This is a genomic window from Candidatus Pelagibacter sp. uisw_138, from assembly GCF_059512485.2.
This window is the reverse complement of the sequence record NZ_CM183453.2, coordinates 355,967-369,433: the sequence shown is the minus strand read 5'-3', so window position 1 is coordinate 369,433 and position 13,467 is coordinate 355,967. Positions and strand designations below refer to the sequence as shown.

Genomic DNA, 13,467 nt, shown 5'->3' with positions numbered 1-13,467 from the left:
GTAATAAAAATAAGATGAAAACATTAAGTGATACTTTTGGAAGAAAATTCCCTTACATAAGATTATCAATTACAGATGTATGTAATTACAGTTGTACCTATTGTTTGCCCCAAGGATATAAAAAGACACCTGGAGACACGAGAAGTTTTATGTCTGCTCAAGAAATATCAAGATTAACAAAAGCATTGTCTGAATTGGGTGTTTGTAAAATTAGATTAACTGGTGGAGAACCAACGGTTAGAAAAGACTTTTTTGATATCCTTAAAGATATGAAGCAAAATTCAAATATTCCCAAAGTAACAATGACGACTAACGGTTATCGTTTGGACAAAATTGCAGAACAATTATGTGAAGCTGGTTTAGATGGAATAAATATTAGTATAGATAGCTTAAATAGAGAAACTTTTAAAAAACTAACAGGTCATGATAGACTTGATGAAATTTTAGAAGGCATAAGGACTTTACAAAAATTAAATTTCAAAAATATAAAAATTAATGCCGTTTTACTTAAAGGTATTAATGATACCCATGATGAATTTAAAAAATTTGGAAATTTCATAAAAGATAACAATATTGATTTTAGATTTATAGAATTAATGCAAACAGGAGATAATTTAGAGTATTTTAAGAAAAATCATGTTTCTTCTAAAATATTTAAAGATTTTTTAGAAAAAAATAACTGGATCCCTCAAACCTATGGGAAAGATGCAGGCCCTTCATTAAATTTTATACATCCAGAATTTAAGGGGAAATTTGGATTAATCGCTCCTTACACTAAAGATTTTTGTCAAACATGTAACAGATTGAGAGTTACCTCAAGAGGTGATTTAAGATTATGTTTATTTGGTAATACTGGAATTAGTATTAGACATTTATTGCAAGACGATGCTCAAAAAGATGAACTTGTGGATCTTATCATAAAACAATTACACCTTAAAAAAGAGTCACATTATTTAGAGCTTGGAGATACTGGAATTACTCCAAATTTATCAAGTACTGGAGGATAAATGGAAAACTTAAAAGTGATAAATGAAGAAAAATTAAAAGATTGGGCTAAGGAAATTTTTGAAAAAAACTCATTTAACATGATTGACGTTTCCTCAAAAAAAGAAACATTTAGAAGAGCATTAGCTTCTGGTAAAATTTATGTAGGGAAAGAAGTTTTTAACCTAATTAAAAATAAAGAAATGCCTAAAGGTGATCCTATCACTTTAGCTGAGGTATCAGCAGTCTTGGGTGTTAAAAAAACTAGTGAATTGATACCACTATGCCACCCACTTCCAATAGATCATACAGCAACTAAAATTATCATGCATGAAGAGGATGCTTCCTTAGAAGTTTTTTGTGTTGTCTCTGCTGTTGCAAAAACTGGTGTAGAAATGGAAGCTATTATGGGTGTTAATACTGCACTAATAACTATTTACGATCTAAGTAAAATTGTAAATCCACATCTTAGAATTGATAATGTTAAGCTATTGATTAAAGAAGGTGGAAAAAGCGGTTTATGGATTAATCCTGATGGCTTACCAGGATTTTTAAAAGATATCTTTTAGTTTATTGTGTCTGTTTATCTAAAATCACAAAAGATAATTAAAGAATGGGTTGATTATAATAATCATCTCAATATGGCTTATTATATTTTAATATTTGATCAAGCGCTTGAGATAATGCTTGAAAAATTTAAAATGGGCGCCGACTCAGCTAAAAATGAAAAGAGAAGCACAATGGTAGTTGAAACCAATACCAAATATATTAGTGAAATAAAACAAGAAGATGAAGTGGATATCATGCTTACCTTTTTTGATCATGATAAAAAAAGACTACATTTAAAACTTGAAATGATTGAAAAAAAAACAAAAAAAATTTCTGCCTCTATAGAGTGGCTTTCCTTATACATTAACCTAGAAACTAGAAAGGTTACAGAATTTGAAAATGAGAAGATAGAAATAATGGATCATTTTATTGAACAAAATAAAGATAATTTTAATAATGAAGATTTAAAATTTTCATCTAAAATTAAAAAATGAAAATTAAACTTGAACTTTTTGGCGCAAGTAGAGACTTTAGTAATAATGATTTTTTAGAATTTGACATTAAACAAAAGATTGAAATCAAAGATTTTAGGAAAGAAATAATTAATTATTTAGATAAAAACTTTAAGGACAATGAAAATTTTATTAAAATTGTAAAAAACTCTTCTTTTTGCTCAGAAGATAATAATATTGTTAGTGATGACTTTATGATTATAAAAGATCAAAAAATTGGAATAATACCTCCAATAGGTGGTGGTTGATGCTACATACAAAGATTATAGATATTAAAGAAGATAGAATAAAAACTTCTGTTGCAGAAACTTTTATAAAGTCTTCCTCATATGGTGCATCAATTATTTTTAACGGAACAGTTAGAAATATTAATGAAAATAAAGAAGTTGTTGGAATGACTTATGACAGTCATGATGAACTGGTATTAAAAAGTTTTGAGGAGATCTATAAAGAAAGCACTGAAAAGCTAAAAATTTTAGATAAAGCTGTATTTATTGAACATATTAAAGGTTATGTGGTACTTGGCGAAACTAGTATTATTATTGCAGTTGCCTGCAAGCATAGAGATGAAGCCTACACACTATCTAGATATATTATCGAAGAAATTAAAAAAAGATCACCTATATGGAAAAAAGAACACTATAAAAATGAACAAAGCGAGTGGTTAAAAGGTAATCCTATTAAATATGAAAAAATATAAATATTCAGAAATAACACCTGAACAAATATACAATAAAAGAAGAAAGTTTATTAAATCTATTGGCTTAGGTGTAGGTTCAATGTCCTTAAGTAGCATACTATTTTTAAACAATGCTTATTCACAAAATAAAAATGAACTAACATCATATGAGGATATCACGACTTATAACAACTATTATGAGTTTGGAACTGGAAAAGGTGATCCTTTCAAAAATTCACAAGAATTTGTTACTAAACCTTGGAATGTTACTATTGAAGGTGAAGTAGACAATCCAATTACACTTTCAGCTGATGAAATAATTTCTTTATTTCCTTCTGAAGAAAGAATTTATAAACTTAGATGTGTTGAGGGTTGGTCCATGGTTATTCCTTGGATGGGATTTTCTCTAAGTAAATTACTTAGTAAGGTATCTATTAAAAATACTGCTAAATTTGTCGAATTTGAAAGTGTTTATGACCCTGAACAGATGAAAGGCCAGAGATATCCAGTTTTAAATTGGCCTTACAGAGAAGGATTAAGAATTGATGAGGCTATGCATCCTATAACAACAGTTGTTACTGGCCTTTATGGAAAGGCATTGCCCAATCAGAATGGAGCTCCATTAAGAATTTTTGTTCCTTGGAAATATGGTTTTAAAAGTGCAAAAGCAATTGTTAAAATAAAATTAGTTAAAAAAATGCCTACCTCATCTTGGATGAGATCGTCACCAAGAGAATATGGGTTTTACTCAAATGTTAACCCAAATGTTTCACATCCAAGATGGTCACAAGCAACAGAACGTGTCATAGGTGAGGGTATTTTATCTCCTAGAGTTGAAACTGAAATGTTTAATGGGTACGGTGATGAAGTTGCAAATTTATATTCAGGTATGGATTTAAAGAAAAACTTTTAAGTAATTAAACTTTTTTTATAAAATATGCATAAATATATAAAAGTATCAATTTTCTTTTTATCTTTACTGCCAATATTAATTATTTTTTATCAAATTATCTTTAACCAGTTAGGTCCTGAACCTGTAAAAGAAATTACACATGTAACTGGTAATTGGACTCTTCGTTTTATTATAATAACTCTTGCAATGACTCCTCTACAAAAATTTACTAAATTAAATTTTTGGATTAGCTATAGAAGAATGTTTGGCTTGTTTGTCTTTTTTTATGCATCAGCACATATGATGACATATGTGGGAATAGATTATCGCTTTGATTGGTCTAGTATTAGTGATGATATTGTTAAAAAAAAATTTATATTTGCTGGATTTTTAGCTTGGCTTTTATTAGTGCCGCTTGCTCTTACTTCATCTAAACGAATGATAAGGTTGTTAAGAGATAAATGGAAAAAACTACACAAACTTATTTATATAATTTCTTTATTAGGAATTACTCACTACTTGTGGTTAGTCAAAGTAGTTACGGCAGAGCCTTTAATTTATCTTATTATTATAGTAATTTTACTTACGCTAAGAATTAGAATGAAATTTAATTAATTAGGTTGACTTTTTTCAGGCACGCAAATTTCTGACCTTGTTAGAAATCTCCTTCCAGTACCATTATCTAGAGAGAACATTCCACCCATTCCTTTAATACAATCAATGATTAAATCTGTATTTTTCCAGGCTGTGTGCTGAGTTTCACTTATGTAGAAAGGGATACCTCCAATTTTTCCAACCAATACATCGTCATCACTTATTAAAAATTCTTTAACAGGATAACACATTGGAGCACTGCCATCACAACAACCACCTGATTGATGAAATAAAAGCTCTTCACCATGATCTTTCTTTAAATCTTCAATTAATTCTAATGCTAAATTTGTTGCTGATACTTTCATAGTTTTATATGGCCCGTATATTTTACGGGCCAGAATAATATATCTGTTAAAAGAAACCTAATTTTTTCTCACTATAAGACACGTGTAAGTTCTTCACTTGTCTATAATGATTAAGCATCATTTTATGAGTTTCTCTACCGATTCCAGATTGTTTATAACCTCCAAAAGCAGCATGAGCTGGATAAGCATGGTAACAGTTTGTCCAAACTCTTCCTGCCTGGATACCCCTTCCCATTCTATAAGCAACATTCCCATTTCTAGTCCAAACACCAGCACCCAAACCATAAAGAGTATCATTAGCAATTTCTAATGCATGAGCTTCATCTTTAAATTTAGTAACTGATACAACAGGACCAAAAATTTCTTCTTGGAATATTCTCATAGAGTTATCACCTTCAAAAATAGTAGGTTGGATATAATTTCCTTTTTCCAAACCACTGTTTAAGTTGGCAACTTCACCTCCACATAGAACTTTAGCTCCCTCTTTCTTACCTAAATCTAAGTAAGATTTTATTTTTTCCATTTGCTCCAATGATACTTGAGCACCAATCATGGTTTCCATTTTTAAAGGGTTATCTTGAACGATGGCTTTTGTTCTAGCAATTGCTCTTTCCATAAATTTATCATAGATAGATTCTTGAACTAATACTCTACTAGGACAAGTACAAACTTCACCCTGATTGAGAGCAAACATTGTGAAACCTTCAAGACATTTATCAAAGAAGTCATCATCTTGATCCATGACATCTTCAAAGAAAACATTTGGAGATTTTCCACCTAATTCTAAAGTTATTGGAATTAAGTTTTGCGCCGCGTACTGCATGATCAAACGTCCAGTTGTAGTCTCACCTGTAAAAGCAATCTTTCTAATTCTTTTAGATGAAGCTAAAGGTTTTCCTGCTTCCAAACCAAATCCACTTACAACATTAAGAACTCCAGGAGGTAACAGGTCTCCAATTAATTCCATTAAAAGTAAGATAGATGCTGGTGTTTGTTCAGCTGGTTTTAAGATTACACAATTTCCTGCAGCTAAAGCTGGTGCAAGTTTCCATGTTGCCATTAATAATGGGAAGTTCCAAGGTATAATTTGTGCAACTACACCAAGTGGTTCAGGGATGTGATAAGAATATTCACTATTGCTTATCTCTGAAACTGACCCCTCTTCTGCTCTAATAACTCCAGCAAAATATCTCCAATGGTCAACAACTAATGGTAAGTCAGCTGCCATACATTCTCTAATGGGCTTTCCATTATCTAAACATTCAGCAGTTGCTAATAGTTCTAGATTTTTTTCAATAACATCAGCTATTTTAAGTAAAATATTTGATCTTTCCGTTATTGATGTAACACCCCAAGTAGGAAAAGCTGCGTGTGCCGCATCAAGTGCTGCCTCAACATCTTGTGCATCAGATCTTGGAACGGAACATATAACTTCATTATTGATTGGGCTTACGTTATCAAAATATTTTCCTGATTTTGGTTTAACGAATTTACCACCTATAAAATTTCCATATTGTTCTTTAAATGGAAATTTAACTTTTAAGTGAGACGTATCTAACATTGGAGATCGTCCACTTTTTACTGCTTCTGTACTCATTTTTATCCTCTCTCTCTTATTAATATTCTTAAGCTTATTTTTTTTTATTGGCTTAAGTAACTTCTTTTTAGTCACACCTTTTTTATTTTTTACTTTTTTAATATTTTTAGGTGATCGTTTGACCAAGTTTTTCTTAATTTTTTTTTTGGCCTTACGTTTAGATTTTTTGGCTGTTTTTTTCTTTATAATAGCCATTCCTTAACTAAACAAAAATTGATATTAATATCCATTAATTATATTATTAATTTTCTACTTAAGATTGAATATAGTCTACATCTTGTGCTTAATTAAAATGTGTCTAATAATTTGACTATGAATGAAAATACAAAAAAAGAATTGCAATCTGCTACTTTCGAAAGGCTTCTTAAGCATTTAGATGAAAGAAAAGATGTTCAAAATATAGATATCATGAACCTTGCTGGTTTTTGTAGAAACTGTTTATCAAAATGGTATCGCGAAGAAGCAGACAAAAAAGGTATTGAAATTTCAGATTTAGATGCACGAGAACATGTCTATGGAATGCCTTATCCAGAGTGGAAAGAAAAATATCAAAAATAATTATTTTTCCTTAAGTCTTGGAAATAGTTCTACAAAATTACAAGGTTTGTGATTTATATCTAACTGATGTTTTAAAATTCCATCCCAAGCATCAGTAACACCACCTGAAGATCCTGGTAGAGCAAACACATACTTACCATTAGCTAGCACAGCACAAGCTCTAGATTGAATAGCAGAAGTGCCAACTGTCTTTAAACTAATTGTTCTAAAAACTTCTCCAAAACCTGGGATATGCTTATCAGCAATCTCATTCACTGCCTCCGGTGTAATATCTCGACCCGTAAGTCCTGTTCCACCAGTTGTAATTACAACATCTATTTTAGATTGATTAATCCAATCTTTAAGGATTATAATAATGTCTTCTTTGTTATCTTTGCAAATTTTTCTATCTATTAATTTATGTTTAGCCTCCTCTATTTTTTTTACTAAGATCGCACCTGACTTATCATTCTCAAAAGTTCTAGTGTCTGTAACTGTTAAAAGTGCTATATTTACAATCATAAATTTAAAATAATTATTATGATTATATTATCATTTTTATTTCTTCTAACAGCAACTTTATATTCAAGCGTTGGATTTGGGGGTGGCTCTACCTATCTAGCTCTTCTGCTAATTTGGAATGTTCCTTACTTGATCTTTCCTGTAATTGCGCTCTTTTGTAATATTATTGTCGTATCAGGAAATTGTATTAATTATATTAAAGCTGGGAATATCAATGTTAAGATACTTACCCCGTACCTAATATCATCTGTTCCACTTGCATTCATAGGTGGATCTTTATCGATAGATAAAGAGGTTTTTGAAATTTTACTTTTTACTGTCTTAACATTAGCGGGAGCTCTACTTCTCATAAAATTTCAGTCTTTTGATCAAAAAATTGAAGTTTATAAAAAGATACCAAAAATGTTATCCCTATTAATTGGTGCATCTATTGGATTTGTGTCTGGTGTAGTTGGAATTGGTGGTGGTATTTTTTTAAGCCCTATATTGTTATTGATTAGAGTGGACAAAGCAAAAAACATTACAACAGCCGCATCATTGTTCATACTAATTAATTCTTTATCGGGACTTGCTGGTCAATTTACAAAAGCATCAACAATCAATGGAATTTTTGATTATTGGCCATTATTTTTATTCGTTTTATTGGGTGGTCAATTAGGAAACTATTTGAATCTTAAAATTTTTCCTGCAAGAATATTGGCTCTGGTAACATCAGCACTTGTCATATTTGTCGCTATTCGAATGGGACTGAAGTTGTTTGCATAACGCAGGTATTAAATTATTATAACAAGAACATGAAAATATTCAGAGCTTTTGGTCCAACTATAGGAAAAGGTAAGTTATCCAAAAAAATTATTACCCTTTTAAATGCTCATATTGATAAGTCTCAATTATCAAAAAAAAACGATTATAGCTCTAAACTGGCAAGTCAAATTCAGAATGAAATCAAGATACCCAAAACAATAGTTAATAAAAGTTTATCTAAAGAGTTAATAAAAAATATCAAAATTTATCTTAATAAGTCTGATGTAAAAAAAATTAAAGAAATTAAAATAATTAATCTATGGGTAGTTAGACAATTAAAAAATGAATATAATCCTATTCATTATCATGAAGGACAATTATCAGGAGTTGGCTATCTTAAAATCCCAAAAGATATGAATCAAAATAAATTTGTTAAAAATAAAAAGTTTAAAACTAATGGAACTATTGATTTTATTAATGGGCAAACTAACTTTTTGAGTAAAAGTATCTATAATTTAAACCCAAAACTAGGGGATCTATTGATTTTTCCAAATTATTTGATGCACACTGCTTATCCTTTTAATGTTGATGGCGAGAGAAGATCTTTCTCTTTTAATGTTAAAATATTATTCAAGAAGTGATTTACTAATCAGTTTATTAGTTATATAATAAGGATAACCGATTTGATCCATATTGCAGGTACTAACTGCTAAAAAGGAAATCATAAAATAAATTGGTAAAGGTAGTTGGACTATATTGTGCACCTGGCATAAAGCTAAAGCACTAAAAAAGTAAGGAGCAAAGATGGATATAAATTTTTTCAAAGAAACAAGAGTTCTAGATGGGGGAATGGGTCAAGAGTTATTAGCTAGAGGTGTAGAAGCAAATGGTACTCTCTGGAGTGCTAATGCATTATTGCAGGAAAAATATCATCAGCTTTTGCTTGATACACATTTAGATTTTATAAATTCTGGTGCTGAAATTATTGTAACAACAACATTTACTACAAGAAGAATGAGATTAAGGGATAATGGTGTTGAAGATAAATTTGAGTATTTAAATACTAAAGCTGGTGAAATAGCTAAAAAAGCAAAAGATTTAAACCCTCATGTTTTAGTTGCTGGTGGATTACCTCCTCAATATTTAACTTATGAGGCAGACACAAGATCTGATAGTGAAATTAAAGAAAATTTCTACGATCAAGCAAAATTGCTTAATCCTTTTATAGATTTTTTTTATTTTGACGTATTAAGCAGTGTACGAGAGTTTAAATTAGCGATCGAAGCCATAGAAAGCTTTGATAAACCTTATCTTATTGGAGCTCATATCTCAGAGGGTGTGAAATTGCCAAGTGGTGAAAATATTTCTAAAATTATCACAACTATAGATCACAAAAATTTACTTGGGATAATACTTTCTTGTGTATCACCAGAAAATTATGAAAAAAATCTTAACGAAATAAAAAGTTTAGGTGTTCCCTTTGGTTTTAAACTCAATGGATTTATTACAACAAAACCTACGTCAGGTTACACAAATACTTTTAATAAAAGTAAATCAGGAAACCCAAATGAATTTTTGGGTCATAGAGAAGATCTGATACCAGAAAAGATGGCTTTAATAGCAAAAAAATTTAAAGAAGCTGGTGCAACAATTCTGGGTGGTTGCTGTGAAACTAGACCTTCGCATATTAAAGAAATGGCTAAACTTAAGTAGTTTTTTTATTTCCTGCTTTTTTTACAAAATAAAGTCCCACTAATACCGCTAACAATGAAACTAAAACTTTATCAGTAATTATTTCATCTAAAAATATATAACTTAAGATAATCCCAAAAATAGGTATTAAGTAAGAAACTTGTGATTGAAATATCAACCCATTATTTTTCAAAATTCTAAATCTAAGCAACCATGCTAAACCTGTTGATACAAAACCAAGATAAACAACTGAAATACTCGATTCAATTGATGGAATTGTATGCCAGGGTTTTTCTATAAAAGAAACTAAGGGTATCAAAATTATTATAGCCCAAATTAATATTGAGCCTGTTACATTCTCATTTTTTTTATTACTAATTTTAAGAGTTAAAACTCCACCTATGACATAACAAGTTGATCCAAGTAAAATCATTAATGCAGAGAAAAAATTATTATCATTAATTAAAAAATTGTCAGAGAATAAATAGATAATTCCTGAAAATCCTATCAATATTCCAAATGTTTTAATAAAATTAAATTTTTCATTTTCGGTAAAAAAATGCCCTAATACAGTTGAGCTTAATGGTGTGGTTGACATTAATATTGCTGCTAAATTACTTTGAACCGATTTTATACCGTAGGCAATTAAAAAAAATGGCAGCACTAAATTTACAAATCCAATTATAGCAAACCAATACCAATCTTTTGAAAAAGCTTCTATTTTAATTTTTTTATAAAAACATAATAATAGTACTGGAATTGATCCAAAAAAAACTCTTAAGAAAGCAATTGTAATTGGACCAAAGGATTCTGTTGCAATTTTTATATTAAAAAAAGCTGAAGCCCATATTAAAGATAAAATTACTAATAAAGTATAGTCAATTAATTTAGGCTGTCTCATTCAATTATATCTTCAACTTTTCCATTTGTAATTTTTTGAATATTTTTAAAATTAATCTTAAAAACGCAGTTTGGATGTCCAGCTGCAGCAAACAGTTCATTAAACCTTTCTAAAGATTTATCTATAAAAATTTCTAGCTTATTTAAATGACCTACTGGTGAAACACCACCAATCGTATAGCCAGTTTGAGTTTTAACTTCTTCTGGAGAAGCCATAAAGATATCTTTTATATTCTTAATTTTTTTTAATTTATTTAATGAGCATCTCTTGTCACCTGCTACTAAACACAAGGTAAAATTATCCCCAGTTTTAAATAATAAGCTCTTAACAATTGCACCCACATCACAACCTAAAGCTATTGCTGCATCTTTTGCTGTTCTGGCTGAATTCTCAAGTACGATAACTTCCAAAGATTGGTCAAAACCTTTAATAAATTTTTCCGCTCTTTTAACTGGTTCTTTGTCTAATAAGCTCATATTTCAACTAACAATTGATTGCTAATTTAGCAAATAATGTTGTAATTCATATGTAAAAAACGCATAGGTGATATTTATTAATCAAGCAATATTGTTTTAAAAAGATTTGTTAATAATGTGCTACAAAATTTAAAAAGGGAGAAACTATGACTGCTAGTAATGTATTAAAATTTATTAAAGATAAAGAAGTTGAATTTATTGATTTAAGATTTACTGACCCTAGAGGAAAACTTCAACATTTAACTATGGACCATACAATTGTTGACGAAGAAATGCTTAATGAAGGTGTATTTTTTGACGGTTCATCCATAGCTGGGTGGAAGGCTATCAACGAGTCAGATATGATTTTAAAACCAGATACTTCAAGACTTGTTATGGACCCCTTTACTTCACACAACACATTAATTCTTTTTTGTGATATTCTAGATGCAGTTAAAAGATCTCCTTATGAAAGAGACCCCAGAGGAACGGCTAAAAAAGCTGAAGAATACTTAAAGAAATCTGGTGTTGGTGATAAAGCTTTTTTTGGTCCTGAGCCAGAATTTTTTGTATTTGATGACGTTAGAATTAATAACGATCCTAACAACACAGGTTTTAAGATAGATAGTAAAGAAGGTCCTTATAATTCTGGAACCATATATGCTAATGGAAATATGGGTCATAGACCTCCAGTTAAAGGTGGATATTTTCCAGTACCTCCAGTTGATAGTGAACAAGATATGAGAGGTGAATATTTAAAAAGTTTAAAAGAAGTGGGTGTTAAAGTTGAAAAACATCACCATGAAGTTGCTCCAAGTCAACATGAGCTAGGTATGGTTTTTGGAACTTTAGTTGAAACAGCAGATAATGTTCAACTTTATAAATATGTAGTTCAAATGGTTTCTCATTCATTTGGGAAAACAGCAACATTTATGCCGAAGCCCGTTGCTGGTGATAATGGTTCTGGAATGCATATTCATCAATCAATTTGGAAAAATGATAAACCTGTTTTCTCTGGTGAAGCTTATGCTGGATTATCAGAAACAGCATTACATTATATTGGTGGTATTTTAAAACATGCAAAAGCTATTAATGCTTTTTCAAACTCTACAACAAATAGCTACAAAAGATTAATTCCAGGATTTGAAGCACCTGTACTGTTAGCTTACTCTGCAAGAAATAGATCTGCATCTTGTAGAATACCGATTAGTTTAAATAAAAATGGTGCTAGATGTGAGATAAGATTTCCTGATGCATCAGGAAACCCTTACTTAACTTTTGCTGCTATGCTTATGGCTGGCTTAGATGGTATTAAAAATAAAATTCATCCAGGTGAATCTTTTGATAAAGATCTTTATGACTTACCTCCTGAAGAGGTTAGAAATATCCCAACTGTTTGTGGCTCCCTAAGAGAAGCTATGGAAAGTTTAGATAAGGATAGAGATTTTTTAACTGAAGGTGGTGTATTTACAGATGATCAAATTGATGCTTACATTGCATTAAAATTTGAAGAGATACATAGATTTGAACATGCACCTCATCCTGTTGAGTTTGAGATGTATTACAGTAGCTAAGATAATTACTGTCTAGTGGTTGCTATTTTATCTTTGTTAATTCCTTTTTTAACAACATAGTCCTGTGTACCGTTAGCACCGGTGTTTACTTCTGTTCGAAGAGTCTTAAAAAATGTTCTCTCTTTTAATGACTTTTCTAATGATTTAACAAGATTTTTAAATTCAAATTTGTTCATATCAGTTTATTACCTTAGATATGCGTAAATTGCAATACTGATATGCGTATTTGTTATATTAGACTTTAAAGGATTCACCACAGCCACAACGCTCGGATTCATTGGGGTTATTGAATACAAATGAGGATGAAAATTCTTCTTTTTTATAGTCCATTTCAGTGCCCAGTAAATACATAACAGCTGCAGCATCCACAAATACTTTTACACCCTTATCTTCGATAATCTCATCTGTAGGATTAACTTCTTTAGCATATTCCATTACATAAGACATGCCAGCACAACCACCAGACTTAACAGCAACTCTAACACCAATTGAATTTGATTCAACACCAGACATAATTTCTTTAATACGACTTGCAGCATTGTCACTTAATTTAATTATAGAGTTCATTATAAATTTAACTCCAATTTAGCAGATTCTGACATCATTGATTTTTCCCAAGGTGGTTCAAAAACTAAATCTAGATCAACTTCTTCAATGCCTTCTACTTGCATTGCGCTATCTTTAACCTCCTGAGGTAAACTTTCTGCGACAGGACAATTGGGTGAAGTTAAAGTCATTATAATTTTAGCTTTATCCTCTTTTACCTTAACATCATAAATTAAACCTAATTCATAAATATTAACCGGTATCTCAGGATCATAAATTTTTCTAATTTCAGCTATAACTTGTTCTCTTAAATCCATAATTTTA

At 30.3% G+C, this 13,467-nt stretch carries 20 protein-coding genes and 1 riboswitch; of the genes, 12 read left to right on the top strand and 8 right to left on the bottom strand.

The features are described 5' to 3' along the window. Window positions 1-14 precede the first annotated feature (14 nt). From moaA to msrQ, 7 genes are read left to right on the top strand one after another with little or no spacing between them, the layout of a single operon-like run. Window positions 15-1,007 (top strand): GTP 3',8-cyclase MoaA, encoded by a 993-nt coding sequence (gene moaA, locus AC5YGC_RS01905; RefSeq protein ID WP_496139978.1) that lies wholly within the window; start codon window positions 15-17, stop codon window positions 1,005-1,007. Then, window positions 1,008-1,553, top strand: coding sequence for a cyclic pyranopterin monophosphate synthase MoaC (gene moaC / locus AC5YGC_RS01900; protein ID WP_496139977.1), 546 nt, complete (start codon window positions 1,008-1,010; stop codon window positions 1,551-1,553). 6 nt (window positions 1,554-1,559) lie between these two features. After that, on the top strand, window positions 1,560-2,027 hold the full coding sequence (locus AC5YGC_RS01895; RefSeq protein ID WP_496139976.1) for a thioesterase family protein: 468 nt from the start codon (window positions 1,560-1,562) through the stop codon (window positions 2,025-2,027). After that, the gene (locus AC5YGC_RS01890; protein WP_496139975.1) at window positions 2,024-2,293 is read left to right on the top strand and encodes a molybdopterin biosynthesis protein MoeD; all 270 of its coding nucleotides are present in this window, start codon (window positions 2,024-2,026) and stop codon (window positions 2,291-2,293) included. The genes AC5YGC_RS01895 and AC5YGC_RS01890 overlap by 4 nt, the downstream gene beginning before the upstream one ends. Next, entirely contained in the window at window positions 2,293-2,745 is a 453-nt protein-coding gene (locus tag AC5YGC_RS01885) for a molybdenum cofactor biosynthesis protein MoaE (RefSeq protein WP_496139974.1), read from the top strand. The genes AC5YGC_RS01890 and AC5YGC_RS01885 overlap by 1 nt, the downstream gene beginning before the upstream one ends. Then, entirely contained in the window at window positions 2,732-3,637 is a 906-nt protein-coding gene (gene msrP, locus AC5YGC_RS01880; protein ID WP_496139973.1) for a protein-methionine-sulfoxide reductase catalytic subunit MsrP, read from the top strand. Before AC5YGC_RS01885 ends, msrP begins: the two co-directional genes overlap by 14 nt. A gap of 24 nt (window positions 3,638-3,661) precedes the next feature. After that, window positions 3,662-4,231 (top strand): protein-methionine-sulfoxide reductase heme-binding subunit MsrQ, encoded by a 570-nt coding sequence (msrQ, locus tag AC5YGC_RS01875; protein ID WP_496139971.1) that lies wholly within the window; start codon window positions 3,662-3,664, stop codon window positions 4,229-4,231. On the opposite strand, the gene AC5YGC_RS01870 is transcribed toward msrQ, so the two are convergent. Both AC5YGC_RS01870 and adh read right to left on the bottom strand, forming a co-directional pair. Continuing rightward, entirely contained in the window at window positions 4,228-4,575 is a 348-nt protein-coding gene (locus AC5YGC_RS01870; RefSeq protein ID WP_415286776.1) for a DUF779 domain-containing protein, read from the bottom strand. The two genes, msrQ and AC5YGC_RS01870, sit on opposite strands and share 4 nt — an antisense overlap. A 46-nt stretch (window positions 4,576-4,621) precedes the next feature. After that, complete coding sequence (gene adh, locus AC5YGC_RS01865) at window positions 4,622-6,172, bottom strand: aldehyde dehydrogenase (protein WP_496140303.1); 1,551 nt, start codon at window positions 6,170-6,172, stop codon at window positions 4,622-4,624. A gap of 312 nt (window positions 6,173-6,484) precedes the next feature. Here adh and AC5YGC_RS01860 point away from each other — a divergent pair, with 312 nt between their 5' ends. Continuing rightward, the gene (locus tag AC5YGC_RS01860; RefSeq protein ID WP_415286775.1) at window positions 6,485-6,730 is read left to right on the top strand and encodes a DUF1244 domain-containing protein; all 246 of its coding nucleotides are present in this window, start codon (window positions 6,485-6,487) and stop codon (window positions 6,728-6,730) included. Here the strand turns inward: AC5YGC_RS01860 and AC5YGC_RS01855 are convergent, their stop codons facing one another. Continuing rightward, window positions 6,731-7,231: a molybdenum cofactor synthesis domain-containing protein gene (locus tag AC5YGC_RS01855; protein ID WP_415278677.1), complete on the bottom strand. Its 501-nt coding sequence runs from the start codon at window positions 7,229-7,231 to the stop codon at window positions 6,731-6,733. Window positions 7,232-7,249: 18 nt separating this feature from the next. On the opposite strand from AC5YGC_RS01855, the gene AC5YGC_RS01850 reads away from it, so the two are divergent. From AC5YGC_RS01850 to AC5YGC_RS01840, 3 genes are all read left to right on the top strand, one after another. Continuing rightward, window positions 7,250-7,996 carry a TSUP family transporter gene (locus AC5YGC_RS01850; protein ID WP_496139970.1) on the top strand — a complete coding sequence of 249 codons (747 nt, stop codon included), beginning with the start codon at window positions 7,250-7,252 and terminating at the stop codon, window positions 7,994-7,996. Window positions 7,997-8,025: 29 nt separating this feature from the next. Further along, complete coding sequence (locus AC5YGC_RS01845; RefSeq protein ID WP_496139969.1) at window positions 8,026-8,616, top strand: putative 2OG-Fe(II) oxygenase; 591 nt, start codon at window positions 8,026-8,028, stop codon at window positions 8,614-8,616. Between the two features lie 90 nt (window positions 8,617-8,706). Beyond that, a riboswitch (SAM riboswitch) is annotated at window positions 8,707-8,770 on the top strand. Between the two features lie 9 nt (window positions 8,771-8,779). Continuing rightward, the gene (locus AC5YGC_RS01840) at window positions 8,780-9,688 is read left to right on the top strand and encodes a homocysteine S-methyltransferase family protein (RefSeq protein ID WP_496139968.1); all 909 of its coding nucleotides are present in this window, start codon (window positions 8,780-8,782) and stop codon (window positions 9,686-9,688) included. On the opposite strand, the gene AC5YGC_RS01835 is transcribed toward AC5YGC_RS01840, so the two are convergent. Together AC5YGC_RS01835 and AC5YGC_RS01830 are read right to left on the bottom strand one after the other, a co-directional pair. Beyond that, window positions 9,681-10,568: an EamA family transporter gene (locus AC5YGC_RS01835; RefSeq protein WP_496139967.1), complete on the bottom strand. Its 888-nt coding sequence runs from the start codon at window positions 10,566-10,568 to the stop codon at window positions 9,681-9,683. The two genes, AC5YGC_RS01840 and AC5YGC_RS01835, sit on opposite strands and share 8 nt — an antisense overlap. Next, entirely contained in the window at window positions 10,565-11,044 is a 480-nt protein-coding gene (locus AC5YGC_RS01830; protein WP_496139965.1) for a YbaK/EbsC family protein, read from the bottom strand. Before AC5YGC_RS01830 ends, AC5YGC_RS01835 begins: the two co-directional genes overlap by 4 nt. A 146-nt stretch (window positions 11,045-11,190) precedes the next feature. Here AC5YGC_RS01830 and glnA point away from each other — a divergent pair, with 146 nt between their 5' ends. Next, window positions 11,191-12,597, top strand: a complete 1,407-nt coding sequence (gene glnA, locus AC5YGC_RS01825) for a type I glutamate--ammonia ligase (RefSeq protein ID WP_496139964.1) — start codon at window positions 11,191-11,193, stop codon at window positions 12,595-12,597. A gap of 5 nt (window positions 12,598-12,602) precedes the next feature. Here glnA and AC5YGC_RS01820 read toward each other — a convergent pair whose 3' ends face one another. Genes AC5YGC_RS01820 through AC5YGC_RS01810 form a run of 3 tightly spaced genes read right to left on the bottom strand, consistent with a single transcriptional unit; the run spans window position 12,603 to window position 13,460 of the window. Continuing rightward, on the bottom strand, window positions 12,603-12,773 hold the full coding sequence (locus AC5YGC_RS01820) for a hypothetical protein (RefSeq protein WP_169036262.1): 171 nt from the start codon (window positions 12,771-12,773) through the stop codon (window positions 12,603-12,605). Window positions 12,774-12,831: 58 nt separating this feature from the next. Beyond that, window positions 12,832-13,164: an iron-sulfur cluster assembly accessory protein gene (locus AC5YGC_RS01815; RefSeq protein ID WP_496139963.1), complete on the bottom strand. Its 333-nt coding sequence runs from the start codon at window positions 13,162-13,164 to the stop codon at window positions 12,832-12,834. After that, the gene (locus AC5YGC_RS01810) at window positions 13,164-13,460 is read right to left on the bottom strand and encodes an iron-sulfur cluster assembly protein (RefSeq protein WP_496139961.1); all 297 of its coding nucleotides are present in this window, start codon (window positions 13,458-13,460) and stop codon (window positions 13,164-13,166) included. Before AC5YGC_RS01810 ends, AC5YGC_RS01815 begins: the two co-directional genes overlap by 1 nt. Between the last annotated feature and the right edge of the window lie 7 nt (window positions 13,461-13,467).

What these genes read in the sequence shown, in the direction of transcription:
- moaC (WP_496139977.1), top strand. Translation starts at nt 1,008, where the DNA reads ATGGAAAACTTAAAAGTGATAAATGAAGAAAAATTAAAAGATTGGGCT.
- AC5YGC_RS01815 (WP_496139963.1), bottom strand. Translation starts at nt 13,164, where the DNA reads ATGAACTCTATAATTAAATTAAGTGACAATGCTGCAAGTCGTATTAAA.
- AC5YGC_RS01835 (WP_496139967.1), bottom strand. Translation starts at nt 10,568, where the DNA reads ATGAGACAGCCTAAATTAATTGACTATACTTTATTAGTAATTTTATCT.
- AC5YGC_RS01845 (WP_496139969.1), top strand. Translation starts at nt 8,026, where the DNA reads ATGAAAATATTCAGAGCTTTTGGTCCAACTATAGGAAAAGGTAAGTTA.
- adh (WP_496140303.1), bottom strand. Translation starts at nt 6,172, where the DNA reads ATGAGTACAGAAGCAGTAAAAAGTGGACGATCTCCAATGTTAGATACG.
- msrP (WP_496139973.1), top strand. Translation starts at nt 2,732, where the DNA reads ATGAAAAAATATAAATATTCAGAAATAACACCTGAACAAATATACAAT.
- AC5YGC_RS01830 (WP_496139965.1), bottom strand. Translation starts at nt 11,044, where the DNA reads ATGAGCTTATTAGACAAAGAACCAGTTAAAAGAGCGGAAAAATTTATT.
- glnA (WP_496139964.1), top strand. Translation starts at nt 11,191, where the DNA reads ATGACTGCTAGTAATGTATTAAAATTTATTAAAGATAAAGAAGTTGAA.
- AC5YGC_RS01870 (WP_415286776.1), bottom strand. Translation starts at nt 4,575, where the DNA reads ATGAAAGTATCAGCAACAAATTTAGCATTAGAATTAATTGAAGATTTA.
- AC5YGC_RS01810 (WP_496139961.1), bottom strand. Translation starts at nt 13,460, where the DNA reads ATGGATTTAAGAGAACAAGTTATAGCTGAAATTAGAAAAATTTATGAT.
- AC5YGC_RS01850 (WP_496139970.1), top strand. Translation starts at nt 7,250, where the DNA reads ATGATTATATTATCATTTTTATTTCTTCTAACAGCAACTTTATATTCA.
- AC5YGC_RS01860 (WP_415286775.1), top strand. Translation starts at nt 6,485, where the DNA reads ATGAATGAAAATACAAAAAAAGAATTGCAATCTGCTACTTTCGAAAGG.
- moaA (WP_496139978.1), top strand. Translation starts at nt 15, where the DNA reads ATGAAAACATTAAGTGATACTTTTGGAAGAAAATTCCCTTACATAAGA.
- AC5YGC_RS01890 (WP_496139975.1), top strand. Translation starts at nt 2,024, where the DNA reads ATGAAAATTAAACTTGAACTTTTTGGCGCAAGTAGAGACTTTAGTAAT.
- AC5YGC_RS01855 (WP_415278677.1), bottom strand. Translation starts at nt 7,231, where the DNA reads ATGATTGTAAATATAGCACTTTTAACAGTTACAGACACTAGAACTTTT.
- msrQ (WP_496139971.1), top strand. Translation starts at nt 3,662, where the DNA reads ATGCATAAATATATAAAAGTATCAATTTTCTTTTTATCTTTACTGCCA.
- AC5YGC_RS01885 (WP_496139974.1), top strand. Translation starts at nt 2,293, where the DNA reads ATGCTACATACAAAGATTATAGATATTAAAGAAGATAGAATAAAAACT.
- AC5YGC_RS01840 (WP_496139968.1), top strand. Translation starts at nt 8,780, where the DNA reads ATGGATATAAATTTTTTCAAAGAAACAAGAGTTCTAGATGGGGGAATG.
- AC5YGC_RS01820 (WP_169036262.1), bottom strand. Translation starts at nt 12,773, where the DNA reads ATGAACAAATTTGAATTTAAAAATCTTGTTAAATCATTAGAAAAGTCA.